This is a genomic window from Streptomyces sp. NPDC126499, assembly GCF_040302485.1.
Classification (GTDB): Bacteria; Actinomycetota; Actinomycetes; order Streptomycetales; family Streptomycetaceae; genus Streptomyces.
Map to the genome: position 1 here is coordinate 408897 of NZ_JBEOUO010000001.1, position 23890 is coordinate 432786.

Annotated in this window: 23 protein-coding genes and 1 tRNA gene; 10 read left to right on the plus strand and 14 right to left on the minus strand. The window is 72.6% G+C overall.

Annotated elements, in window-relative coordinates; translation table 11 throughout:
* Window positions 1-201 precede the first annotated feature (201 nt).
* Both ABTZ91_RS02020 and ABTZ91_RS02025 read left to right on the plus strand, forming a co-directional pair.
* Window positions 202-1374 carry an FAD-dependent oxidoreductase gene (locus tag ABTZ91_RS02020; RefSeq protein WP_352075133.1) on the plus strand — a complete coding sequence of 391 codons (1173 nt, stop codon included), beginning with the start codon at window positions 202-204 and terminating at the stop codon, window positions 1372-1374.
* An 81-nt stretch (window positions 1375-1455) separates the two neighbouring features.
* Complete coding sequence (locus ABTZ91_RS02025) at window positions 1456-2439, plus strand: zinc-binding dehydrogenase (RefSeq protein ID WP_352075134.1); 984 nt, start codon at window positions 1456-1458, stop codon at window positions 2437-2439.
* A gap of 22 nt (window positions 2440-2461) precedes the next feature.
* Here ABTZ91_RS02025 and ABTZ91_RS02030 read toward each other — a convergent pair whose 3' ends face one another.
* A complete protein-coding gene (locus ABTZ91_RS02030; RefSeq protein WP_345486614.1) occupies window positions 2462-2797 on the minus strand; it encodes a hypothetical protein in 336 nt (111 codons plus the stop codon).
* A gap of 215 nt (window positions 2798-3012) precedes the next feature.
* Here ABTZ91_RS02030 and ABTZ91_RS02035 point away from each other — a divergent pair, with 215 nt between their 5' ends.
* From ABTZ91_RS02035 to ABTZ91_RS02050, 4 genes are all read left to right on the plus strand, one after another.
* Window positions 3013-3765: a DUF6879 family protein gene (locus ABTZ91_RS02035; RefSeq protein WP_352075135.1), complete on the plus strand. Its 753-nt coding sequence runs from the start codon at window positions 3013-3015 to the stop codon at window positions 3763-3765.
* Window positions 3762-4604: a helix-turn-helix transcriptional regulator gene (locus tag ABTZ91_RS02040; protein ID WP_352075136.1), complete on the plus strand. Its 843-nt coding sequence runs from the start codon at window positions 3762-3764 to the stop codon at window positions 4602-4604. The genes ABTZ91_RS02035 and ABTZ91_RS02040 overlap by 4 nt, the downstream gene beginning before the upstream one ends.
* Before the next feature lie 392 nt (window positions 4605-4996).
* Window positions 4997-5128, plus strand: a complete 132-nt coding sequence (locus tag ABTZ91_RS02045) for a hypothetical protein (protein WP_257135201.1) — start codon at window positions 4997-4999, stop codon at window positions 5126-5128.
* Window positions 5129-5133: 5 nt separating this feature from the next.
* The gene (locus tag ABTZ91_RS02050) at window positions 5134-6318 is read left to right on the plus strand and encodes a methyltransferase (protein ID WP_352075137.1); all 1185 of its coding nucleotides are present in this window, start codon (window positions 5134-5136) and stop codon (window positions 6316-6318) included.
* Between the two features lie 124 nt (window positions 6319-6442).
* Here ABTZ91_RS02050 and ABTZ91_RS02055 read toward each other — a convergent pair whose 3' ends face one another.
* Both ABTZ91_RS02055 and ABTZ91_RS02060 read right to left on the minus strand, forming a co-directional pair.
* Window positions 6443-6919, minus strand: a complete 477-nt coding sequence (locus ABTZ91_RS02055) for a GNAT family N-acetyltransferase (RefSeq protein ID WP_352075138.1) — start codon at window positions 6917-6919, stop codon at window positions 6443-6445.
* A 19-nt stretch (window positions 6920-6938) separates the two neighbouring features.
* Window positions 6939-7853 (minus strand): aminoglycoside phosphotransferase family protein, encoded by a 915-nt coding sequence (locus ABTZ91_RS02060; RefSeq protein WP_352075139.1) that lies wholly within the window; start codon window positions 7851-7853, stop codon window positions 6939-6941.
* Between the two features lie 66 nt (window positions 7854-7919).
* On the opposite strand from ABTZ91_RS02060, the gene ABTZ91_RS02065 reads away from it, so the two are divergent.
* Window positions 7920-9311, plus strand: coding sequence for an FAD-dependent oxidoreductase (locus ABTZ91_RS02065; RefSeq protein WP_352075140.1), 1392 nt, complete (start codon window positions 7920-7922; stop codon window positions 9309-9311).
* Between the two features lie 28 nt (window positions 9312-9339).
* On the opposite strand, the gene ABTZ91_RS02070 is transcribed toward ABTZ91_RS02065, so the two are convergent.
* From ABTZ91_RS02070 to ABTZ91_RS02080, 3 genes are all read right to left on the minus strand, one after another.
* Window positions 9340-9816 carry a hypothetical protein gene (locus tag ABTZ91_RS02070; RefSeq protein WP_352075141.1) on the minus strand — a complete coding sequence of 159 codons (477 nt, stop codon included), beginning with the start codon at window positions 9814-9816 and terminating at the stop codon, window positions 9340-9342.
* Window positions 9813-11564, minus strand: a complete 1752-nt coding sequence (locus ABTZ91_RS02075; RefSeq protein WP_352075142.1) for a right-handed parallel beta-helix repeat-containing protein — start codon at window positions 11562-11564, stop codon at window positions 9813-9815. Before ABTZ91_RS02075 ends, ABTZ91_RS02070 begins: the two co-directional genes overlap by 4 nt.
* 93 nt (window positions 11565-11657) lie before the next feature.
* Window positions 11658-11731, minus strand: a tRNA-Thr gene (locus ABTZ91_RS02080).
* 181 nt (window positions 11732-11912) lie between these two features.
* Between ABTZ91_RS02080 and ABTZ91_RS02085 the strand changes: the two genes are divergently transcribed.
* From ABTZ91_RS02085 to ABTZ91_RS02095, 3 genes are all read left to right on the plus strand, one after another.
* Window positions 11913-13010, plus strand: a complete 1098-nt coding sequence (locus ABTZ91_RS02085) for a sn-glycerol-3-phosphate ABC transporter ATP-binding protein UgpC (RefSeq protein ID WP_352075143.1) — start codon at window positions 11913-11915, stop codon at window positions 13008-13010.
* A 227-nt stretch (window positions 13011-13237) separates the two neighbouring features.
* The gene (locus ABTZ91_RS02090; protein ID WP_352075144.1) at window positions 13238-13654 is read left to right on the plus strand and encodes a hypothetical protein; all 417 of its coding nucleotides are present in this window, start codon (window positions 13238-13240) and stop codon (window positions 13652-13654) included.
* Between the two features lie 52 nt (window positions 13655-13706).
* A complete protein-coding gene (locus ABTZ91_RS02095; protein WP_352075145.1) occupies window positions 13707-14420 on the plus strand; it encodes a nucleotidyltransferase family protein in 714 nt (237 codons plus the stop codon).
* A 320-nt stretch (window positions 14421-14740) separates the two neighbouring features.
* Here the strand turns inward: ABTZ91_RS02095 and ABTZ91_RS02100 are convergent, their stop codons facing one another.
* From ABTZ91_RS02100 to ABTZ91_RS02135, 8 genes are all read right to left on the minus strand, one after another.
* A complete protein-coding gene (locus tag ABTZ91_RS02100) occupies window positions 14741-16282 on the minus strand; it encodes a DoxX family membrane protein (protein ID WP_352075146.1) in 1542 nt (513 codons plus the stop codon).
* Between the two features lie 232 nt (window positions 16283-16514).
* Complete coding sequence (gene rlmB, locus ABTZ91_RS02105; protein ID WP_352075147.1) at window positions 16515-17471, minus strand: 23S rRNA (guanosine(2251)-2'-O)-methyltransferase RlmB; 957 nt, start codon at window positions 17469-17471, stop codon at window positions 16515-16517.
* Window positions 17472-17577: 106 nt separating this feature from the next.
* Window positions 17578-18975 carry a cysteine--tRNA ligase gene (gene cysS / locus ABTZ91_RS02110; RefSeq protein WP_352075148.1) on the minus strand — a complete coding sequence of 466 codons (1398 nt, stop codon included), beginning with the start codon at window positions 18973-18975 and terminating at the stop codon, window positions 17578-17580.
* Between the two features lie 305 nt (window positions 18976-19280).
* On the minus strand, window positions 19281-20438 hold the full coding sequence (locus tag ABTZ91_RS02115) for an MFS transporter (protein ID WP_352075149.1): 1158 nt from the start codon (window positions 20436-20438) through the stop codon (window positions 19281-19283).
* Between the two features lie 62 nt (window positions 20439-20500).
* A complete protein-coding gene (locus tag ABTZ91_RS02120; protein ID WP_352075150.1) occupies window positions 20501-21472 on the minus strand; it encodes an LLM class flavin-dependent oxidoreductase in 972 nt (323 codons plus the stop codon).
* Window positions 21469-22467 carry an FkbO/Hyg5 family chorismatase gene (locus tag ABTZ91_RS02125; protein ID WP_352075151.1) on the minus strand — a complete coding sequence of 333 codons (999 nt, stop codon included), beginning with the start codon at window positions 22465-22467 and terminating at the stop codon, window positions 21469-21471. The genes ABTZ91_RS02120 and ABTZ91_RS02125 overlap by 4 nt, the downstream gene beginning before the upstream one ends.
* A gap of 1 nt (window position 22468) precedes the next feature.
* Window positions 22469-23338, minus strand: coding sequence for a DsbA family oxidoreductase (locus ABTZ91_RS02130; RefSeq protein WP_352075152.1), 870 nt, complete (start codon window positions 23336-23338; stop codon window positions 22469-22471).
* Window positions 23335-23820 (minus strand): nucleoside deaminase, encoded by a 486-nt coding sequence (locus tag ABTZ91_RS02135; protein WP_352075153.1) that lies wholly within the window; start codon window positions 23818-23820, stop codon window positions 23335-23337. Before ABTZ91_RS02135 ends, ABTZ91_RS02130 begins: the two co-directional genes overlap by 4 nt.
* Between the last annotated feature and the right edge of the window lie 70 nt (window positions 23821-23890).

The following is a 23890-nucleotide window of genomic DNA, read 5'->3' on the forward strand; positions in this document are numbered from 1 at the left end:
CCCCGCGCGCCGGCTCCCGTACGGCCCGGTCCTCCCCCCGCGCGCCGGCTCCCGTACGGCCCGGCCCTCCCCCCATTCCCGACCGCGCCGGCTCCCGTACGGCCCGGCCCTCCCCCCGCGCCCCCGACCGCGCCGCGATGTCACGAACGAGCCCGCCCCGTCCGTCCCCCTCGTGAAACCCCGACACGAGGAGCCGGAGACATGCGCAAGATCACGATCGTCGGCGGCGGATTCGCCGGACTCACCGCGGCCGTCACCGCCGCCGAGGCGGGTGCCGAGGTCACCCTGTACGAGGCCCACCAGACCCTCGGCGGCCGGGCCCGGACGGCCGCCGGCCCGTACCTGACCAACGAGGGCCCGCACGCCCTCTACAACGGCGGCCCGCACTGGACCTGGCTGAAGCAGCGCGGCCTGCTCGGCCCGCTCGCCCCGCTCCCGCCCCTTGAGGCCGCGAGGCTGCGCTTCCACCACCGGGGCGCCCTGCGCCGCGTCCCGCCGCTCGGCTTCCTGCGCCAGGCCCTCCGCAGCGCCGACCGGGCGCCGGTGGACCTGGACTTCCGGACCTGGGCCGGCCGGCTCGCGGGCCCCGACGCGGCCCGCGCCGCCGCCGCGTACAGCGGGGTCGCGCTCTTCCACCACGACCCGGGCGCACTCTCGGCCCGCTTCGTCCAGGAGCGGCTGCACCGGGCCGCGAAGGTCCCGCCGGAGGCCCACTTCGTCAAGGGCGGCTGGGGGCGGCTGATCGACCGGATGGCGGCGCGCGCCCGGGAGCTGGGCGCCCGGATCGAGACCTCGGCGCGGATCGACGGCCTCGACGACCTGCCGCTCGCCGACGGCCCGGTGATCGTCTCGACCTCCCTGCCGGCCGCCGCCCGGCTCCTCGGCGACCCGTCGCTGACCTGGGAGTCCGGCCGTACGGTCCTGTTCGACCTGGCGCTGCGGACCCGCAGGGGCGACCCGTTCGCGATCTCGGACCTGGACGCGCCCGGCTGGGTCGAGCGGTTCACGACCCAGGACCCCGGCCTCGCCCCGGCCGGCGAGCAGCTGATCCAGGCGCAGTTGCCGATCGGCCCCGGCGAGTCGCGGGCGGACGGCGTCGCCCACGCGGAGCGGCTGCTCGACCTGGGCTTCCGGGGCTGGCGGGACCGTACGGTGTGGCGCCGTGCGGCCGTCTGCCACGGGCGTACGGGGGCGGTCGACCGGCCCGGCACCACCTGGCGCGACCGGCCGGCGATCGACCGGGGCGACGGGATCTACCTGGTGGGTGACCAGGTCGCGGCGCCGGGCGTGCTGGCGGAGGTGTCGTTCACGAGCGCGGTGGAGGCGGTGTCGCTGGCGCTGCGCGAGCGGGCCCTTGACCTCAAGTCTGCTTGAGGTTGGAGGCTGGGCTCCGCCGCACCACCGCACCACCGCACGCCGAGCGCACAGCCGACACCAGCCACCAGGGAGCCCACCATGCACGCCATCCGCCTCCACGCCTTCGGCCCCGCCGAGAACCTCCTCTACGAGGAGACCGCCGACCCGGTCCCGGGCCCCGGCCAGGTCCGCATCAAGGTGGCGGCGGCCGGCGTGCACCTCCTCGACACGGTGCTCCGCCAGGGCGGGACCGGCCCGTTCCCCGCGCCCGCCGAACTGCCCACCGTCCCCGGCCGCGAGGTCGCCGGCACGGTGGACGCCCTCGGCGAGGGCACCGACCCGGCCTGGCTCGGCAAGCGGGTCGTCGCCCACCTGGGCATGGCGCCCGGGGGCTACGCCGAACTCGCCGTCACCGACGCCGCCCGCCTGCACGCCCTGCCCGACCACCTCGGCGAGGCGGAGGCCGTCGCCATGATCGGCACCGGCCGCACCACCCTCGGCATCCTGCAGTTCACCGAGCTCGGCCCCGACTCGGTCGCGATCGTCCCGGCCGCGGCGGGCGGCATCGGCACCCTCCTCGTGCAGTACGCGAAGAACGCCGGCGCCACCGTCATCGGCCTGGCGGGCGGCCCGGAGAAGGCCGCCCGGGTGGCGGAGAACGGCGCGGACCTCGCCGTCGACTACAAGGAGCCGACCTGGCCGGAGCAGGTCCGCGCCTACCTCGGAGACCGCCGGGCGACGATCGTCTTCGACTCGGTGGGCGGCGACACGGCCCGCGCCGCCGTCGACCTCCTCGGCAAGGGCGGGCAGCACCTCGTCTTCGGCTGGTCCAGCGGCACGGAACTCACCCTCACCGAAGAGGAGCAGGCCGCCCGCGGCATCACCTCGGAGTCCGTCCTCGGCCCCGTGATGCTCCAGAAGGCCGGCGGGGACGTCCGCAACCTGGAACTGGCCGCCCTCGCCGCCGCGACCGACGGCACCCTCCGCCCCGCGGTGCAGCCCTTCCCCCTCGCCGAGGCGGCCGCGGCCCACCGCGCCCTGGAGACCAGGGGCACGATGGGCAAGGTGGTCCTGATCCCCTGAGGCATCAGGACCTTGAGCGTCGTCAGACGCCCAGCACGTCCCAGGAGTGCCCCTTGAACTCCTTCAGGAAGTCGGGGTGGTCCTCCCACATCCGGGCGACGGAGCGCAGCACGTCCCAGTTGTGCTCCAGCGCCTGGTCCACCACCTGCCGCAGCTCCGGCGCCGACTCCCGCTTCTCCACCAGCCCGTTCACGGCCGACGCCGCCTGCACCGTGTACCGCAGCGCCCGCAGCGCCCGCGAGGTGTCGTCCATCCCGAACCCGTGGTCACTGCCGTTCTCGGGGTCGAAGAGCGGCGTGAGCCGCGCCTCGATGAAAGCGGTGATCCGCTCGAACCGCTGCTGAATGTCCATGTCCATGCCCCCTTCCTACCGTCTCGCCGAGCCTCCCGCCGAACCGGCCGCAGGTCTACGCCGTCGCCCCCGGCTCCTTCAGCCCCGCGTCCGTCGCCCAGACGCCGCAGGTTCCGCACCACCGATTCGCGAATATTCGAGAATCACGGCGGACAGGACGCAACGGCGGTTCCATCCTGGAGACGGCCCGACTGGGTCATCGGGGTGAGAGGGGAACGACGTTGGCAAGGCGACTTCGCTTCATCGGTACCAACTCCGGCAACGATGGCTGCCCGACGCTCTACGAAGACCTGGACACGGGTGAGGTACTGGTCCAGGGAGACGCTGTCACCGATCCGGACGACGTGGCCCAACTCCGCAATGTCAAGCCCGGGGAGGGATTCGTGGTGGTCCCCCGCGCGCTCCTTGCCGACTTCGCGCCGAGGGATGTGAACCGGGTACCGGCGATGATCGGCTTCGAGGAGTTCGGCGGCATGTTCCGCACCTTCGAACACACCGCTTGGCGGTTGGAGACGCGCCGCCGGTACGCGTCGGACGAGGAGACGGAGACGTACAGCCGGTTCGCCCGGGGCGAGGATGCCGGATGGGACCTGAGCGACCCCTGGTGCGTGGCCCGGCGCGAACAGTCCGCTCTCGGCAAGCGGTTCGAGCGCGTACGCATCATGGACAATCCACCGACCCTGGGGCAGCGGTACCTCCTGGACAACGCCCGTCGCAACAGCGCCGTGGGAGAGAACATCCGGAACCTGTGGCGGAGCGACGCCGAGCGGCTGAAGCTCCCTGAAGAGGACTTCTGGCTGTTCGACTCGCGCGTGATCGCGCGACTTCACTTCGACGAAGACGACGACATGACCGGCATCGAACTCGTCACGGACCCCGTGGAGGTCCTGCGCGCCTGCCAGGTCCGAGACGCCGCCTGGCACCATGCCGTCCCGTACGACCGGTTCACGGGCCAGGTACCTTCCGGCGAGTGAGTACGGACTTCCAGCAGGCCCGGGTGGCCCTCGGCGCGCGGCTCCGTGAGCTGCGCGCCGCTCGTGGTTTCACGGGGCGGGAACTCGCGGCGGTGCTGCACTGGCCGCAGTCCAAGGTCAGCAAACTGGAGACTGGGCGCCAGACCGCCACGGCCGACGACCTCCGGGCGTGGGCACAGGCCACAGGGCGTCCGGAGGCTGCCGATGAACTGATCACCCGCCTGCGGATGCTGGAGTCCCGATCCCGCTCCTGGCGGCGCCAGCTTGCCGCCGGGCACAAGCCCGTCCAGGACGCTCTCACCGCTGAGTACGAGCGATCCCGAACGTTCCGGGCCTGGCAGGGCTCCTTGGTCGTCGGGATGCTCCAGACACCCGACTACGCCCGCCACGTGTTCAGCCAGTACGCCGACCTCCACCAGTCCGTCCGGGATGTGGAGGAGGCTGTACGAGCCCGAGTGAGACGCCAGGAAATGCTCTACGAGCCGGGGAAGACCTTCCACGTCATCATGTGGGAAGCCGCTCTCCACGCCCTGGTCTGCCCACCGCCGGTACTGGCTGCCCAACTCGACCGGCTCATGGGTGTGCTGGGTCTCGACACCGTCACCCTGGGCATCGTCCCGCTGGGCGCCCCCCTCAAGCTCCCGCCGGCCAACGCGTTCTGGCTGTACGACGACCGCTTGGCCATCGCCGAGGACTGGCACGCGGAGCTGTGGCTGGACGACTCCACGACCGTCGGCGTGTACCAGCGGGTCTGGCAGACACTCGCTGAATCCGCCGTCTACGGGGCGGAAGCCCATCGCGTGATCACACGCGCCCGGCGGGCACTCGGCCTCAGCTGAGAATCATCCGGAAGAAGCCCCGACGGCGCTCGAATCAAGGTGAATCAGGGCCGCCAAGCGGCACCCGGGGCTCATACCGTCCCGGTGTGGACCGAGGCATTCGGAGCGCTTGAGGGGACGGTGAGGCATGAACGAGGAGTGGAAACCGACCACCAGTCGGTACGCGGTGGACCGTAACGGAACGCTGGGTCGGGTGGACCGCCGGTACGAGGGGAGCGTGTACCTGCGTCCGCCGGGCGGAGGCCGAGAGTGGGCGGTCCCACCGGAGGAACTGCGGGAACCGACCCCTGAGGAGCTTGTCCAGGCCCGCTTGTTCGCCACCCCGGTGTCGGGCCGGGCACGTCCGAGCCGACACGGCTCGGCTTGGCGGGCCAACACCGAGAGGAGCACGGATGGGTTGGGGAACGGGTAAGGGCGGAAGCGGAGGCAACGGCCAGCACTCCGGGGGGAAGGACCCGGGCACGTCCAAGCCGTCGAGCGACACGGCCAAGCCGAAGGACCCGCCGAAGCACAAGAAGGACTAGCCCACGTGACGACAAGGGATCTCGCAGCGTCCGGACAGATCGCCATGCGCGATCTGTTCGGCGCGGTGAACAACGACCTGGACGCCCCGCTGGGGCCTGAGTGGGAGCGCGCGGCCTGGGCGGTCCCCCGCCACCGGTTCCTCCCGGATCGCATCTACCTGGGGGAGGACCTGGAACCGTGCAGCCGCGCGGAGGCACCGGAGACGTGGTTGCGGGCCGCCTACTCCAACGACTCCGTGGTGACCCAGATCAACGATGGGGAGAACCCCGGCGACGGGGAGCGGTGGGCATCGTCTTCCGCGTCGGCCCCCAGCATCGTGTTCCGCATGCTCGACATGCTGGAACTGGCCGACGGACACCGGATTCTGGAGATCGGGACCGGAACGGGGTGGAACGCGGGTCTGCTCGCTCACCGCCTGGGCCCGGAGAACGTGACCACGGTGGAGGTGGACCCGGTCCTGGCGTCGGACGCGGAGATGCGTCTACGGAAGGTGGGCCTGGAGCCGGCGGTGATCTCCGGGGATGGCGCCCGGGGTCACTCGTCCTCCGCACCGTACGACCGGGTGGAGGCCACGTGCTCCGTACGGTCGGTGCCCAGGGCATGGGTGGACCAGACCCGGCCCGGTGGGATCGTGCTCACGCCGTGGGAGACGCCCTGGCTGTGCTACGGCCTGTTGCGCCTGAAGGTGGGCGTCCAGGGCGACGCGTCGGGCCGGTTCTCTCCGCACTCCGCGTTCATGCTCATGCGGAACCAGCGCAGGGACTTGCGGATCTACCGGGACGTGGTCCACGACGGCCATCAGCCGGATGAGTATCGGACCACGCTCTCCCCCTGGGCTGTCACCGGAGTCGACTGGGCCGCCCAGTTCGCCATGGGCCTCCAGCTCCGTGACGTGTGGTGGACCTGGCACGACAACCCGGGCGTGGACGGGGTGGAGTCCAGGTTGTGGGTCGCGACGACCGACGCCACGTCCTGGGCGGCCGTGGACTGGGACGGGAAGTCGGACGACCGGTTCACCGTGTGGCAGCACGGCCCCCGACGCCTATGGAACGAGGTGGAGGCGGCGCACACCTGGTGGACCCACGCCGGCCGCCCCGGGCCGGAGCGGTTCGGACTGAGCACCGCCCCCGGCACCCGTGAGTGGGTCTGGCTGGACACGCCGGACCGGCCGCTCCCGACTACCGGCTGACCGCACCATGACCGGCCCCGGTAGCCCGCTTCCCTCGTGGCGGGTGGCCGGGGCCACCACCACGCCCGCCCCCTGGTGCCGGGGTGGGCGCTCGTCCGTAGCGGGGTCAGAACCCCGTGACGCCCTACGCGGCCGTCCCCAGCCTGTGGAGAGCGTCGTCCGTCAGCCGGTACACCGTCCACTCGTCCTGCGGGCGGGCGCCCAGCGACTCGTAGAAGGCGATCGAGGGGGCGTTCCAATTGAGGACGGACCACTCCAGGCGCTCGTAGCCGCGCTCCACGCAGATGCGGGCGAGTTCGGCGAGCAGGGCCTTGCCGTGGCCGCCGCCGCGGAGGGCGGGGCGGACGTAGAGGTCCTCCAGGTAGATGCCGTGGACTCCGCGCCAGGTGGAGAAGTTGAGGAACCACAGGGCGAAGCCCGCCACCTCGCCGTCGGCGGTCTCGGCGAGGTGGGCGTAGGCGGCGGGCCGTTCGCCGAAGAGGGCCTCGTGGAGCTGCTCGGGGGTCGCGCGGGCCTCGTGGAGGGCCTTCTCGTAGTCGGCGAGCTCGCGGATCATCTGGTGGATGACGGGGACGTCGGCAGGCGTGGCAGTACGGATCATGGGGCCAGACTGCCCCGGATCAGCCCCGCCTGGCCAGTAGGTTCCGCGCGATGGACACCTGGTCCCGGTCGAGCGCCGGCTCGCCGTCCGCGACGTCCCACAGGCCGTTCTGCAGCACCCGGCCGAGGGTCCAGGCCAGGGCCCGCCCGCGGTCCAGGCCCAGGTGCTCGGTGAGCAGGTCGAAGCGCCACAGGACCTCCGCCGGATCCGGAACACCGCCCTCGGCCCCCTCCTCGTCCCACAGGTCGGTGAGCGCCGGGAGCAGTTCAAAACCCGGGTCGCCGGCCAGCGGCTTCGGGTCGATGGCCAGCCAGGGCTCCCGCTCGGAGGCCAGGATGTTGTCGTAGTGCAGGTCCCAGTGCAGCAGCCGGTCGCCCGGCTCGCCCATGACCTCCCGTACCGCCGCCGCGCAGTCCCGCAGCAGCGCCGCGTCCTCGGTCCCGAGCCGGGCCGCGGCCGCCGGGGTCGCCGCGACCATCTCCGCCGCGATGTCACCGAGCCGCCGCAGTCCGGGCGGCGCCGGGACCGCCACCAGCCGGCCCAGCAGACCGGCCAGGATCCGCACCGCCTCCCGGGAGTCCCCCAGCGTCGACAGGTGCCGGGTCTCGTCCGCCCGCTCGAGGAGCATCGTCCCCGTACCCGGGTCGTGCTCCAGGAGCCGTACCGCCCCCGCGCCGTCCCAGGTCCGCAGCGCGACCGGCTCCCCCTCCGACTCCTCGTCCAGGAGCTGGAGCTTGAGCGCGGCGGGGACACCGTCCCGCGTCACGGGCAGCACCAGCGAGACCACCCCGTGCAGGGACGGCCCGGTCACCCGCAGCCCCCACCGGTCGAGGAACTCCTCCGCCCGTCCCGGCAGCGCAGCGACAAACGCCCGCCCCGCCTCACCGTTGTACTTCGCCTGCGACGCCGCCAGTTCCGCCGGAATCTCGATCACCCGACCGACCCTAACGGGCGCCTCCCCCGGTAACCTCCCGCCCACGGATCCGGAAGAGGGATACACATGAGCAGCACGGTCAACGGCGGCATCTCGTTCTGGTACGCGCAGGAGGGCGCCGCCCCGCCCCGCGAACCGCTGCCCGGCGACCGCACCGCCGACGTCTGCATCGTCGGCGGCGGCTACACCGGCCTGTGGACCGCCTACTACCTCAAGAAGGCCGTCCCCTTCCTCGACATCACCATCCTCGAGGCCGCCTTCTGCGGTTACGGCGCCTCCGGCCGCAACGGCGGCTGGCTCTACAACGGCATCGCCGGCCGCGACCGCTACGCCCGACTGCACGGCCACGAGGCCGCCGTACGGCTCCAGCACGCCATGAACGACACCGTCACCGAGGTCATCGACGTCTGCGCCGCCGAGGGCATCGACGCCGACATCCACCGCGGCGGCGTCCTGGAGATCGCCCACTCCCCCGCCCAGCTCGCCCGCCTCAAGGACTTCCACGCCGTCGAGCTCGCCTTCGGCGAGAAGGACCGCGAACTGTACGGCGCCCGCGAGACCGCCGAACGCATCCGCGTCACCGGCGCCGTCGGCTCCACCTGGACCCCGCATGGCGCCCGCCTCCACCCGGTCAAGCTCGTCAAGGGCCTCGCCGCCGCCGTCGAGGCGCTCGGCGTCACCATCCACGAGTCGACCCCGGTCACCGAGATCCGCCCGAAGCACGCCGTCACCCCGTACGGAACGGTCCGCGCGCCCTACGTACTGCGCTGCACCGAGGGCTTCACCGCCTCGCTCGCCGGCCAGCGCCGCACCTGGCTCCCGATGAACTCCTCCATGATCGCCACCGAGCCGCTGACCGACGCCCAGTGGGAGTCCATCGGCTGGGAGGGCCTGGAGACCCTCGGCGACATGGCCCACGCCTACATGTACGCCCAGCGCACCGCCGACGGCCGCATCGCGCTCGGCGGCCGCGGCGTCCCGTACCGCTACGGCTCCAGGACCGACAACGACGGCCGCACCCAGCCGCAGACCGTCGCCGCCCTGCGCGAGATCCTGGTCCGTTTCTTCCCGCAGCTGGCGGGCGTCGGCATCGCCCACGCCTGGTCCGGCGTCCTCGGCGTGCCGCGCGACTGGTGCGCCACCGTCACCCTCGACCGTTCCACCGGACTCGGCTGGGCGGGCGGTTACGTCGGCTCCGGCGTCGCCACCACCAATCTCGCCGCCCGCACCCTGCGCGACCTCATCCAGCAGGACTCCGGCCAGTCCGGCCCCACCGACCTGACCACCCTGCCCTGGGTGGGCCACAAGGTCCGCAAGTGGGAGCCCGAACCGCTGCGCTGGCTCGGCGTCCAGACCATGTACGCGGCCTTCCGCGGCGCCGACCGCCGCGAATCCACGGCCCGCACGACCGCCACCGACCGGGTGGCGGTCCTGGCCAACCGCCTCAGCGGCCGGTGACGGTCCCGCCTGACCGGCGTGGGGGCGTTCAGACGCCGGTCAGGCCGCGGATCGCCGTCAGGGCCCACTCCTGGGCCGCCACCGTCGTCCCGGCCGCCGCGCCCATCGCGACCGGGGTGAGCGCTCCCCGGAGCATGGCGAGGGCCCGCCGGAGCCGGCCCGGCTCGGGCGCGTCGGGGCCCCCGATCGCCGCCAGGACCTCCGCGGCCGCCGCCTCGGTGTCCTCCTGCTCCGGGGCGGGCAGGCCCGCCGCGGGCAACTGGGCGAGCAGCTCCCTGACCCGCTCGGCCAGTTCCTCGTAGCCGGGGGCGACGGCAGCGGCCGTGTTGTTCTGCTGGTTCTGGGTGACGTTCTCGTTGCCCCAGGCGAACTGCCCCTGGGACACCGGCCCGTGGAACACGGGACCGTCGGAGCGCGCGCCGTTCGCGCCGTTCGTCCCGTTCGCGCCGTTCCTTTCATTCGCCGCGTCGTTCGGATCGTTCACGCCGTTCCGCGGATCGTTCATGCGGGGTTACCGTCCTCGCTCGTCGATGTCTCGGCCTGTGTCGATGTCTCTGTCTGCGCCGGGGTGTGCGTCCGCTGGTTCTGGGTGACGTTCTCGTTGCCCCAGGCGAACTGCGCCTGGGACACCGGCCCGTGGATCACCGGCCCGTGGTACTGGTGGACGACGGTCGGCGGGCGCTCCGGTTCGGCGGGCCGCTCGATCACCCGCAGCGACGTCCGCAGGTTCACCACGTCCACGAGGCCGTTGCCGACCACCGCCACGCCGCGCGTCCCGGTCACCGCGCAGTCCGCGAACCGGCCGGCCGCCGTGCCCAGGAAGCCCGCGCCCGCGGTCGCGCAGTCGACGAACTCGCTGTCCGCCACGTCGAGCCGCGCCGAGTCCTGCGCCAGCAGCCCCAGCGCCTCCGAACCGGTCACGGTGAGGTTCCGCGCGACCAGCCTTCCCTTGCCCATGGCCAGCGCGCCGCTCGTACCGGCCGCCTTCACCTCGCAGTCGTACACGAAGAGCTGGGACTCCTCGCAGGAGCCGAAGCCCACCGTCCCGCGCTCCGCCGTCACCTGGCGCAGCGTGACCCGGGACTGGCCGAGCGCCTCGACGGCCGACAGGGAGAAGTCGCGGAACAGCGCGCCCTGGACGTCGGCGGTGGTGCCGCCGTCCCCGCGGGTCTCCAGGTGCGTCGGGCAGCGCTCCACGCGCACGTCCTCGAAGACGGCCTTGCCGCCGTCGTACGCGCGCAGGGCGACGCTCGTCAGGTCCGCCACCCGGATCCCGGCGAAGCGGCCCCGGGCGCCGCTGACGGCGATCCCGACGTTGCCGCGCGTGATGCGGCAGCCGTGGACCTCGGGGGCGCCGCCGCCGAACACGAACACCGCGACGTTCCCCGCCCCGACGACCTCGCAGTCCTCGAACCGGCCCCGGCCGCCCGCCCCAACGTTGATCCCGGTGTCCCGGCAGTCGAGGAACGCGCAGCCCCGCACCACCGGGTCGGAGCCGCTCACGACGGCGATGCCGTGCTCGCAGCCGGTGACGCGGGTGCGGTCGACGGAGCCGCCGGACTGCTCGATGTACGCGATGCCCTCCCCGTGCGCGGCGTCGATCACGCAGTCCGCGACGGTGAGCTCCGCCTGCGCGTCCGCCATCAGGGCCGCCCTGCCCGTGCCGGTCAGCACGCAGCCGGTGACGTGGGCGCGGGCGCCGCTGACGCGGATGCCGTGGATCCGGCTGTTCTCGAAGCGGCTGCCCAGGACCGTGACGTGGGCGCCCTCGATCGCCGCGAGCGCGTTGTCGGCGGCGTCGCCGAACCGGCAGCGCTCGACGAGCCCGCCGGCCCCGGCCAGCAGCACGCGGCCGTGCCGGAACACACCGTCCCGCAGCGTCACCGTGGTGCCGGGCATCGCGTGCACGGCGACACCACCGGGCGCCCGCACCTCGGTGTGCTCCAGCGTGAGCGTGCCCGCGTGGCAGCGCACCACGTCCGCGTCCCGGCCGGCCAGCACCAGGCCGTGGACCCGGACGGCCCCGCCGGCGTCCAGGACGCCACCACGCGGCTGCACCACCTCGACGGTGCCCGCGCCGCCCGCCGCGACCAGCTGGACCTCGCCCCGGACCGTGAGGTGCTCCTCGTACCGTCCCGGCGCGATCTCGATCAGCGCCGCCCGGCCGCGCCTGGCGGCCGCCGCGAGCGCGGAGGCGATGTCGGGGTGGGCCCGCCGCCCGCCGTGCGGTGCCACCAGATACCTCGCGACCACTCCCGTACCCCCTCACAGGACCGCCCACGCCCCCGACGGCGAAGGCCCCGCCGCCCACACGGACGACAGGGCCTCGGACCTGGTGCTTCACAGAGCCCCCTGTCGGGTTCGAACCGACGACCCCCGCTTTACAAGAGCGGTGCTCTGGCCAGCTGAGCTAAGGAGGCAGCGAGTGCAGTGTAACGAACGACCGCGCGCCGGCGGTCGGAAATCTCACGTCCTCCGGACTGCTGACAGAACGGGCGGCGGCAGGTAGCGTCACCCGGAGTTCACCCAGGTGGACTACACCACATCCTTCCTTTACTCGGATCGTCCGGCACGTTCCTGCCGGTGAAGGGACACATCACCATGGCTTCCGTCACCTACGACAAGGCGACCCTGGTCTACCCGGGCGCCGAAAAGCCCTCCGTCAACGAGCTGGAGATCGAGATCGCCGACGGCGAGTTCCTCGTCCTCGTCGGCCCCTCCGGCTGTGGCAAGTCGACCTCGCTGCGCATGCTGGCCGGCCTGGAGGACGTCACCTCCGGGGCCATCCGCATCGGCGACCGCGACGTCACGCACCTGCCGCCCAAGGACCGGGACATCGCCATGGTGTTCCAGAACTACGCGCTCTACCCGCACATGACCGTCGCCGACAACATGGGCTTCGCCCTGAAGATCGCCGGCGTCAACAAGAGCGAGATCCGCGCGAAGGTCGAGGAGGCCGCGAAGATCCTCGACCTCACCGAGTACCTGGACCGCAAGCCGAAGGCACTCTCCGGCGGTCAGCGCCAGCGTGTCGCCATGGGCCGGGCCATCGTGCGTGAGCCGCAGGTCTTCCTCATGGACGAGCCGCTGTCGAACCTCGACGCCAAGCTGCGCGTCTCCACCCGTACGCAGATCGCGAGCCTCCAGCGCCGCCTCGGCATCACCACCGTCTACGTGACGCACGACCAGACCGAGGCGCTCACCATGGGCGACCGGGTCGCGGTCCTCAAGGACGGTCTGCTCCAGCAGGTCGACACCCCGCGCAACATGTACGACAAGCCCGCCAACCTCTTCGTCGCCGGCTTCATCGGCTCCCCGGCCATGAACCTGATCGAGGTCCCGATCACCGACGGCGGCGTGAAGTTCGGCGCGAGCATCGTCCCGGTCTCCCGCGAGGCCATCGCCGCCGCGTCCGCCAAGGGCGACACCACCGTGACGGTCGGCGTCCGCCCCGAGCACTTCGACGTGTCGGGCCCGACGAGCAAGGACGGCCTCGCCGTCACCGTGAACGTGGTCGAGGAGCTGGGCTCCGACGGCTTCGTGTACGGCTCCACCCGCGTCGGCGGCGAGGACAAGGACCTCGTGGTCCGCGTCGGCGGCCGTGAGGTCCCGGCCAAGGGCTCCACGCTGCACGTCGTCCCGCGCTCCGCCGAGCTGCACGTCTTCTCGACCTCGACCGGCGAGCGCCTCTCCGGCTGACGCGTACCGCGGCACACCGTCCGGCTCCGTTCCCGCTTGCGGGGGCGGGGCCGTTCGCGTACAGGAGGCATGAAACACCGAGTCGGCGAAAACCCCGGCAGAACTGGGCATTCACGCCCACGACCCCTCCCCGGCGTCAACACGGGATTCGAAAAGCCGCCTCGAACCATCCCCCGCGAGAGTGACTAAATGTCGCCATATCACTACCGCCCGCTACGCTCGCCTGCGTGACTCACACTGCCCGCCGAATCGGCCGCTCTCTCGCCCTCGTCCTGCCCGTCGTCCTGGTGCTCTCGGGAACGCTCGCGGTGTCCGCCGTTCCGTGGGCCGGCCAGAGCTCCGGGACCCAGATGCTGACCGCGTCGTCCACGGATGTCTCGGTCCGGGCCAAGTCCCGCGCACCGCAGGATATTCTGCGCGACCAGCTCCTCGCGGAGCTTCAGGAGAAGGACCCCGGCACGGCCCTCACCCACCTCCAGCGCGAGGTGGAGAACCGGCCGTCGCTCGCCAAGCACTGCATGTCCATCGCGAAGGCGCTCGGCGCCGCCGCCGTCCGCCACTACGGTCCGACGCGCGCCCAGTCCTACTCGCGTCCGGTGTGCGACACCTCCTTCGCCTACGGCGTCCTGCACGCCGCCGGCTGAGCGGGGCGAGCGCCACCGGTAGGCCCGCCGTACAGCGCATATCGTTCCCGGTATGCATACCTCCCCGACGCAGGCCGTGATCCTGGCGGGCGGCCAGGGCTCGCGACTGCGCCCGTACACCGACGACCGCCCCAAGCCGATGGTCGAGATCCCGGGCACCGGGACCCCGATCATCGGCCATCAGCTGTCCTGGCTCGCCTCGGAGGGCGTGACCCACGCCGTCGTCTCCTGCGGTCATCTCGCGGAGGTGCTCCAGGAGTGGCTGGACACCGCCGAGCTGCCGCTCAAGGTGACCACGGTCGTCGAGTCGGAGCCGCTGGGCCGCGGCGGCGGCCTCAAGTACGCGGCCGCGCACCTGCCCGAGCCAGGACAGCCCTGGTACGCCACCAACGGTGACATCTGGACCCGCTTCTCGCTGCGGGAGATGGCCGACTTCCACGCCGAGCGCGACGCCGCCGCCACCCTGGCGCTGGCCCGGCCGCGGATCCCGTGGGGTGCCGTCGAGACCGACGCCTTCGGCCACATCACCGACTTCATCGAGTCACCGCCGTCCCCGTACCTCATCAACGCGGGCGTGTACGTCTTCTCCGCGGCCTTCACCGATCTGCTGCCGGACCGCGGCGACCACGAGCGCACCACCTTCCCCCGGCTCGCCCGGGAGCGGCGGCTCGCCGGCTTCCCGCTGCCGCAGGGGGCCTACTGGCGGGCCATCGACACGGCGAAGGACCTCACCGAGGCGGCGAAGGAGCTCGCCGCGCACGCCTGAGCGGCGCGGCCGGGACGGCGGACGTGCGAAGGGGCGGCACCACCGGTCCGGTGGTGCCGCCCCTTCGCGTACGTGGTCCGGCGGTGCCGCCCCTGCGTCCGTCCGTCCGGCGGTCCCGCTCCTTCGCGTACGTGGTCCGGTGGTGCCGCCCCTTCCTACGCCCCGCGCCTCGCCGTCCCGCCAGGGCCACGGCCGTCACGGCGGTCACGGCGAGGGCGGAGCCGGCGAAGAGAGGAGGACGGCGCCCCAGGCGTGCGAGGGGCCCCGGGCGTCCACCTGGACACCCGGGGCCCTCGGCACTCGGCCCTCGGCCGGGCCGCTCAGCCCAGCAGGCCGCCGATCGGGTTGCGCGCCCCGCCCGACGTCGAGCCGCCGTCCGACGAACCGCTGCTGCTCCCGCTCGTCGGCGTCCCGCTCGTACCGCCCGAGGTCGAGTCGGAGCTGGAGGAGGACGGAGCCGTCGTACGGGTCTGGCTCGGGCTGCGCGTCCCGCTGGTCGCGCTCGGGCTGCGCTGCTCGCTGCGCCGGGTCTCCCGCGCGGACTCCTTCGGCGCGGCCTCCTCGTCCTTCTCGCGCTCGCCGCTCGCCCCGGTCGTCGCCGACGGCTTCGGGGTCTTCGGGGCCTTGCGGGACGGGCCGGTCGCACCCGGCTCCTCGGGCAGCGGCTGCCCGGGCAGGTGGTTGACCGGGTCGTCGTTCGGCCCCGGCACCGTGACCATCTCGGTGGAGCGCACCGCGCCGCCGAGCATCGAACCGACGAGCAGCGTGAGTCCGACGACCACCGCCGCGACGACCGTGCCGCGCCGCAGCACCCGGCGGCGCAGGTCCCACAGCTCGGCGCGCGGCCCGAGGCGCCGCCAGGCCTCGCCGGCGAGCCGGCCGTCGATCGAGTACACCGGGGCGCCCGCGATGATCAGCGGTGACCAGGCGGCCAGGTAGATGATGTCCGGCGCGTCGTAGACCGGCACGGTCTTCCAGCTCACGGTGAGGATCAGCGCGGCCGAGAGCAGCGCGCCGACGACGGCCGCCACCCGCTGCCACAGGCCGAGGACCGTGAGGACGCCGACGACGACCTGGAGGAAGGCGACGGTGAGTCCGGCGCCCACCGGGTGCTGGAGGGCGAAGTCGCGCAGCGGCTCGGCGAGCGCCCAGGGGTGCAGCGAGTTGAGCCACTTGACCATGGAGCCGCGCTCGCCGCCGTCGAAGTAGACGGGGTCGCAGAGCTTGCCCATGCCCGCGTAGATGGAGATGAAGCCGAGGAAGACGCGCAGCGGCAGCAGCACCACGCCGAGGTTCATCCGGCGGCCCGGGTAGTAGGCGTGCTTGACCGGGTCGGCGCCGTGCCGGTGCGGGGAGCGGGCGTCGGCGTCGGCACCCTGGCCGTACGCGTCGGCCTCGGGCTCCATCTCGTACAGATCGTCGTACGCCCCCTCCGCGCGCCGCATCGGCGGCAGCAGCGGGGTGGCCGGCGCGGCGGGCACCACCGGTGTCGGCATGGTGTCGTCGATGCGCGGGATGGTCTGGGTGGTCGGCTCCAGGGTGGCGACGCCCGGGGCGGACGACTCGCGGACGGCCTGGAGGAGGCCGGTGGCGCCGGGGGAGGACTTCCCGGTCCACACGACGGGCCTGCGACGGGCCGCGCCGGTCCCGGTCGCGCCGGCGACGGCACCGACACCTGCGGCGCCCGCGAGGGCGGCGATCCGGGGGTTCGCGGCGAACTTCGGCTGTTGGGCCGGCGCGAGCCGCACACGGAAGCTGGCGTGGTTCACGATCACCTGGGCGGGATCGGAATCCACCTTGACCATGCTCAGCGCGGGCTGATCGTCGAACCCCGGCCGGGGCGTTCTGGTGTCCACACTCATCTAACCGAGTGACGCGCGGTTAGGACACTGCCTTGACGGGCCCCAAATGTCGGAGGCCCGTCAAGATCACGGCCGGGACGCCTCCCCCGTTCGGGTCAACCTCTACGGGAGAGCCGGGCAGCCCGTACGGGCAGAGTGGATCAGCCCGTACGGGAGGGACGGATCAGCCCGTACGGGGAGAGTGGATCAGCCCGTACGGGATCGATGGATCAGCCCGTACGGGAGAGACGGGTCAGGCCATGCGGCGGCGGGCCGCCTCGTAGAGCACGACACCCGCGGCGACACCCGCGTTCAGCGACTCGGCGCCGCCCGGCATCGGGATGCGGACCAGGAAGTCGCAGGTCTCGCCGACCAGGCGGGACAGGCCCTTGCCCTCGGAGCCGACCACGATGACGACCGGGCCGGCCAGCGCCTCCAGCTCGTGGACCTCGGTGTCGCCGTCGGCGGAGAGGCCGACGACCGTGAGCCCCGCCTTCTGGTACTGCTCCAGGCACCGGGTCAGGTTGGTGGCCCGGGCCACGGGCGTACGGGCGGCGGTGCCGGCCGAGGTCTTCCAGGCACCGGCGGTCATGCCGGCCGCGCGCCGCTCGGGCACGACCACGCCGTGGCCGCCGAAGGCCGAGACGGAACGGACGACGGCGCCGAGGTTGCGCGGGTCGGTGACGCCGTCGAGGGCGACGATCAGCGGGTCCTCGTGGTCGTCGAAGGCCGCCTCGGCGAGGTCCTCGGGGTGCGCGTACTCGTACGGCGGGACCTGGAGGACGAGGCCCTGGTGGTTGAGCCCGTTCGTCATCCGGTCCAGCTCGGGGCGCGGCGCCTCCATGATGTTGATGTTGCCGCGGCCGGTGGCGAGGTTCAGGGCCTCGCGCACGCGCTCGTCGTTGTCGATGAACTGCTGGACGTAGAGCGTGGTGGCGGGCACGCCGTCGCGCAGCGCCTCGAAGACCGGGTTGCGGCCGACGACCATCTCCGACTGGCCCTTGCCGCCGCGGCGGGCCACGGGCTTGCGCTTGGCCGTGTTCCGGGCCATCGCGTTGGCGACGCGATAGGCCTTGTGGCCCTTGCGGTTTTCCGCCTTGGGCGTCGGGCCCTTGCCCTCGAGGGAGCGGCGCCGCTTGCCACCGCTGCCGACCGTCGCGCCCTTCTTGTTGGACGTGCGGCGGTTCCTGCGCTGGCTGTTCCCGGCCATGACTACCTGTTTCCTCTACTGCGTGAGCGAGGCCCGTGAGCCTCTGAGTGAAGCCTGTAAGTGAAGTGTGCCGCCCGGGGGCCCGGACGGCACATTCCACAGCGGTCTAGCGGTTGCCCAGCGTCCAGCGGGGCCCGTCGGGGCCGTCCTCGATGACGAGGCCCGAGCGGTTGAGCTGGTCGCGGATGGCGTCGGCGGTCGCCCAGTCCTTGCGCCCGCGGGCGGACTCGCGCTGCTCGAGCACGAGCCGTACGAGGGTGTCGACGACGCCGTGGAGCTCCTCGCCGCGGTCGCTCTCCTCGGCCCAGTGGGGGTCCAGCGGGTCGAGGCCGAGGACCCCGAGCATGGCCCGCACCTCGGCGAGGCGGGCGACGGCCTCGTCCTTGTCGTCGGCGGCGAGCGCGCTGTTGCCCTGGCGGACGGTGGTGTGGATGATCGCCAGCGCGTGCGGGACGCCCAGGTCGTCGTCCATGGCCTCGGCGAAGGCCGGCGGCACCTCGGCGGCGGGGGCGACGGGCGACCCGGCCTTCTCGGTGGCGCGCTGGACGAAGCCCTCGATACGGGCGAAGGCCGCCTCCGCCTCGCGCAGGGACTCCTCGCTGTACTCGATCATGGAGCGGTAGTGCGGGGTGCCGAGGTAGTAGCGCAGGACGATCGGGCGCCAGTTCTTCACCATCTCGGAGACGAGGACGCTGTTGCCGAGCGACTTCGACATCTTCTCGCCGCTCATGGTGACCCAGGCGTTGTGCACCCAGTACTGGGCGAAGTCGTCGCCGAAGGCCTTGGCCTGGGCGATCTCGTTCTCGTGGTGCGGGAAGATCAGGTCGAGGCCACCGCCGTGGATGTCGAAGGCGGAGCCCAGGTACTTGTGGGCCATCGCCGAGCACTCCAGGTGCCAGCCGGGACGGCCACGGCCCCACGGGGTCTCCCAGTCGGGCTCGCCCGGCTTGGTGGCCTTCCACATGGCGAAGTCGCGCGGGTCGCGCTTGCCGGAGACGCCCTCGTCGGGCTGGCGCAGGTCGTCGATGTCCTGGTTGGACAGCGACAGGTAGCCGGGGAAGGACCGCACGTCGAAGTAGACGCTGCCGTCGGCCTCGTAGGCGTGCCCGCGCTCGATGAGGCCGCGCATCATCTCGACCATCTCGGTGACGTGACCGGTGGCACGCGGCTCGTAGGTCGGCGGCAGGCAGCCGAGGGCGTGGTAGCCGTCGTTGAAGGCCCGCTCGTTCTCGTACCCGATGGACCACCAGGGGCGCCCCTGGTCGGACGCCTTGGCGATGATCTTGTCGTCGATGTCGGTGACGTTGCGGATGAACGTGACGTCGTAGCCGCGGTACGCGAACCAGCGGCGCATGATGTCGAAGTTCAGGCCCGACCGGATGTGCCCGATGTGCGGGGCGGCCTGCACGGTCGCGCCACAGAGGTAGATCGAGACACAGCCCGGCTTGATCGGGGTGAAGTCACGGATCTGCCGGGCGCTGGTGTCGTACAGGCGAATGGTCACGGGACCAGGGTAGTGGGCGGGCGGCAGTGCGCTGCGACGGATTCCGGGTCGGGGGGCGACTTTTTCGGGGCGGACGCCGTCGGACGGCCCCGGGCCGGCGTGCGGGGGCCTCACAGGCGCCCGCCCGGGACCGGGCCTCACGGGTGGCCGCCCGGGACCGGGCCTCACGGGTGGCCGCCCGGGACCGGGCCTCGCAGCCGACCGGGCCACGCAGCCGACCGCCCGGGACCGGGCCTCGCAGCCGACCGCCCGGAGGAACCCCCGCGCCCGCCCGGACCAGCGGGGTGCCGCCGCCGGCCCCCGCCCTACGCGCCGACCGGTTCGCGGGCGTCGCTCCCGTGGGGCTTCCGGCGGGTGGCCCGGATCAGCAGCGTCCCGGCCAGCGCGGCTGCCGCGATGAGCGTCGCGAAGGCCGTGGAGGACGTGACGACGCCGGTGGCGTCGGCGGCGTAGCCGGTGAGGATGGGCAGGACGCCCGCGAACAGGTAGCCGCCGGCGCTGAGGGCGGCGTTGGCCTCCGCGAGGCGGGGCGGGGGCACCTCCGTGGCGAGCCGGGTGAAGCCTCCGTACTGGCTCAAGCCCTGGCCGGCGCCCGCGAGGACGGCGGCGCAGCTCAGCACGGCGAGGGACCGGGAGTGGACCGCTGCGGCCGTGCCGAGCATGGCGAGACCGGTGACGACGCCCGCGACGGCGAGGACGCGGCCCGTCGGCACCTTCTTGGCGAGGAACTGGACGGCGGTGGACGCGCCGAACATCAGGAAGCCGATGCCGCCGGTGACGAGACGGTTGGTGGTGTGCAGGAGCGAGCCGAGCAGGGTGGGCCCGAGGGCGAGCAGCAGGGACGTCCCCGTCATGCCGGGGGCGTAGGCCATGAGGCTGGTGACCAGGCCGCGCCGGTTGGCCGGGGGCACGGAGGGCAGGCGCAGCCGTCCGGGGCCGGCGGGGCGGTCCTCACCGGGCGCGGACCGGGGCGGGAGCCGGTGGACGACCGCCGCCGCGGACAGGAGCAGACCGCCTTCCAGCACGAAGGCGGTGACGGTGGGCGCGCCGAGGTACTGGGAGACGGCGCCGCCCACCAGCGGACCCGCCGCGAGTCCCGTGCCGATGGCGACGGACGCGGCGAGGGACGCCTGCGTGCGGCGCCCGGGGCCGCCGACGTGGACGACGGCGGCCGTGCCGGCGGAGAGGACGGCGCCGACGGCCACCCCGGTGAGCAGCCGCGCGGTGATCAGGGTGAGCACGTGGCTCGCCGTCATGAACAGGACGCAGGAGACGAGGGCGGCCGCCAGGGCGGGGGTGAGGACGCGGCGGGCGCCGTAGCGGTCGGCCAGGGCCCCGGTGAAGGGGAGGGCCAGGAGCAGGCCGCCGATGTAGGCGGCGAAGACGACGGTCGTGGTGCCGGTGGAGTAGCCGATGCGGTGCTGCCACAGGCCGAGCAGCGGGGTCGGGATGTTGGACAGCATGAACACGGCCGTGATCGGCCATGCCGCTGCCCAGACATCCCGGGACCGCCGGGGTGCGCGCGTCACAGCTCGCGCAGGAGCGGGAGCAGTTCGTCCGCCGTGCGCTTGACCGCGGTGCGGTAGCCGGCTTCCGTCAGCTCGTTCGTGGGCAGGCGCAGGATCAGGTGGCGGGCGCCGTTCCTGACGTACTGCCCCAGCCAGTCGGCGACCTCGTCGGGCGTGCCGCCGAAGATGCCCTGGGTGGTGCGCATCGTGGTGAGGGGCAGCCCGTAGTAGGCCTGGAAGTAGGACCAGAGGGTGTCCTCGGCCTGCTGCCGGGTGCGGTCGACGGCGACGGAGAGGTAGACGGCGCCGGTGACGGCCCCGTCCGGCCGGCCGGCTTCCCGGCGCGCCGCCTCGACCTGGCTCCAGCCTTCGGCGTACTTCTCGGGCGTGGTGGAGGTGGGCATCCAGCCGTCGAAGCGGTGTCCCGCCCGTGCCAGCATCTTGGGGCCGGAGTGGGCGATCCACAGCGGCGGTCCCTGCGGCTGGTGCGGTACGGGCAGCAGCGCGGCGTCCTTCAGCTGGTAGTGCCGTCCCTCGTACGTGACGGGGTCGCCCTTCGCCGCCCACAACGCCTGGCAGATCTCGACGGTCTCGCGCATCCGCCCGAATCGGGTGGCGAAGTCGAGCCCGTAGTTGCCGAACTCGCGTTCCGTGGCCGGTGAGGCGAACCCGGATCCGATGCCCGCGATCAGCCGGCCGGCCGACATCCGGTCGAGGCAGGCGAGTTCGTGGGCGAGGTGGACGGGTGGGCGCAGCGGCATGAGGACGGCTGTGCCGAGCTGGATGCGTTCGGTGGCGGTGGCGGCCGCGGTGAGGGCGAGCAGCGGGTTCATCCGGGAGCGGGCGAGGGGGGACTCACCGGCCCACACGGAGTCGAAGCCGCTCTCCTCGGCGAGGGCCGCGATGGAGGCGAGGTTCCTCGGGTAGGGCCCGTCGTCGATGACGGACTCGCGTCCGGGCAGGACGATGCCCACCTTCAGGCCGGTCACAGGTCCCACCCCTGCCCGGGGACGATGCCCTCGATCTCGACGAGGAGGTCGTCGCGGCAGACGGCGACGTTGAGGTACTTCACCTCAACGCCAGCACCAAGCGCTTCTTCACAGACTTCACGTACTGCCGGAATGTCGTCGTCATGTCGCACGTATGCCTTGATCAGTCGGAGGTCCTTGAGGACGTGGTCGGCGTCGACGCCCTGGGGTGCCAGGTTGTCGCGCGAGATGAGGTGGGCGATGTTGTCGAGCGTCTGGCGGGTCTGGCGGCGCACGTCGCCCTTGTGGACGGTCTCGTGGCCGAGGATGGACGCGGTGCCGGAGACGTAGAGGGTGTCGTCCAGGAGGGTGGCCCGGGCGAAGCTGGGCGGCTTCGGGCCGTACTGGTCGGGATAGTGGTACGCGGCCGTCTGGTGGCTGTTCTCCAGGTGGCGGGGCACTCCCGCACGGCTGGCGAGCAGGGCGAAGGCGATGCCGCGGCCCTGGGTGCCGATGCCGGTGGCGGCGGGCAGCTGTGCGGTGCCCTCACCGAGGTGGGTCCGGAAGGCCTGCGCCCGGCCCTGGACGAAGTCCTGGTAGACCTCCATGCCCTCGGCGTTGGTGCCGATGATGTCGCCGACGAAGTTCCACATCCGGAAGATGTGGCCGTAGTCGAGGTGGCTCGCGAGCGCGAAGGCCTTCTCGTACAGGGCCCGGACCGGCGGTGTGTAGACGTCCTGCTCCGGCAGGAGCCCGGCGATGAACAGGTGGTGGCCGTCGTGGGCGTACGCGAGGTCGTCGCGCAGGGCCCAGCGGGGACTGGCGTCGACGGTCCACACCTCGCGGAACGGTTCGCCGGTGCCGGTGACGGCCATGGGCACGGTCAGGTCGGGGTTGCCGTGGTCGGTCAGGGCGAGGCGGGCGGTGTCGCCGTAGGTGACGCTGGCCAGGACGTGCCGGCCCGGTTCGGTGCGGGGTATCTCGGTGGCGGGGGTGAAGTGGGCACGGATGCTCACGTCAGCAGCCTCCGTCCACGCTGCAGGCGGCACCGTGGACCGCGGCCTCTTCCTCCCTCGCGGCGTGGGCGTCGAGGATCGCCTTGCGCAGCTGGGGAACGCTGGGGACGCCCTCGATGCGGGTGTCGCCGACGAGGAGGGTGGGCACGGACTGGATGCGGTGGGCGGCGGCCTCGCGCAGGGCGTCCTGGTGAGCGGCGCTGTACGTGCCGTCGTCGAGGGCCTTGCGCAGCGCCTGGCCGTCCAGGCCGATCTCCTCCGCGAGCCGGACGAGGACGTCCGGCTGTCCGAGGTCCTGGTCCTCCTGGAAGAAGGCGCGGAACATGCGGGCGGTGTACTCGGTGCCCTTGCCCTGTTCGGCGGCGTACTGGTAGCCCTCGAACGCGAGCCGCGTGTAGGGCTGCGGGGAGACGGTGGGCAGCGTGATGTCGACGCCCATGCGGCGGGCCATGGGGTAGACGGCGCGCTGCCAGATGGCGGGCAGGTACGCGTCCTCGGGGCGCAGGGTGGGGTGCGGGTGGGGCCGCAGTTCGAAGGGCTTCCACTCGATCTCGACGTCGACGCCGAGGCCGTCGACCGCCTCTTCCAGGGGCCCTTCCGCCAGCATGCAGAAGGGGCAGACGTAGTCGGACCAGATCCGGATCTTCACCGGGTCGGTCTTCGCCGGGTCGGTCTTCGCCCGGTCGTTCGTAGCGTGGTCGTTCGTAGCGTGGTCGTTCTCGGCGTGGTCGGTCGTCGCCTGGCCGGTTAACGCCTGGTCGTTCGTGGCGTGGTCGTTCATCGCCTGGTCACCCGTCACTCGGTCGGTCGCCGCCGGGGCGTTCGCTGCCCGGTCGCTGGTCGCCTGGTCGCTCGTTGCCTGGTCGCTCACCGCAGCCCGCTCTTCCGGCTCGTCAGGAACTCCTGGAACGGCACTTCGTGGCCCTCGACCGGGGCGTGCGTGACCTTGAGCGGCCATGCGGTGGGGTCGGTGGAGAAGATGGTGTACGAGCCGGCGTAGTCGAAGCCGTAGGCGGCCGCGGTCCTGCGGTCGGCCGCGTACACGATGTGCTCGACGTTGTAGTAGAGGGCGGCCATGTAGCACAGCGCGCAGGGCTCGCCGGAGGCGATGAGGGTGGATCCCGCGGCGCCGAACCGGCCGGCCCTGCGCGTCGCCTCGCGCAGGGCGACGACCTCGGCGTGGGCAAGGGGGTCGTTGTCCTCGGCGACGCGGTTGAAACCGGTGCCCAGGACGCGGCCGTCGCGTACGACGATTCCGGAGAAGGGGATGCCGCCCTCGGCGACGTGCTGTCGGCTGATCCTGACCGCTTCCTCCACGTGGGGGGTGAGCTGGTCGAGTGAGTCAAGAGGCATGGCGGGGTGGTCCTTGGGAGACGGAGGGGCGGTTCGGCGGAGGTACCGGGCGGGCCGCGCACGGGGAGCG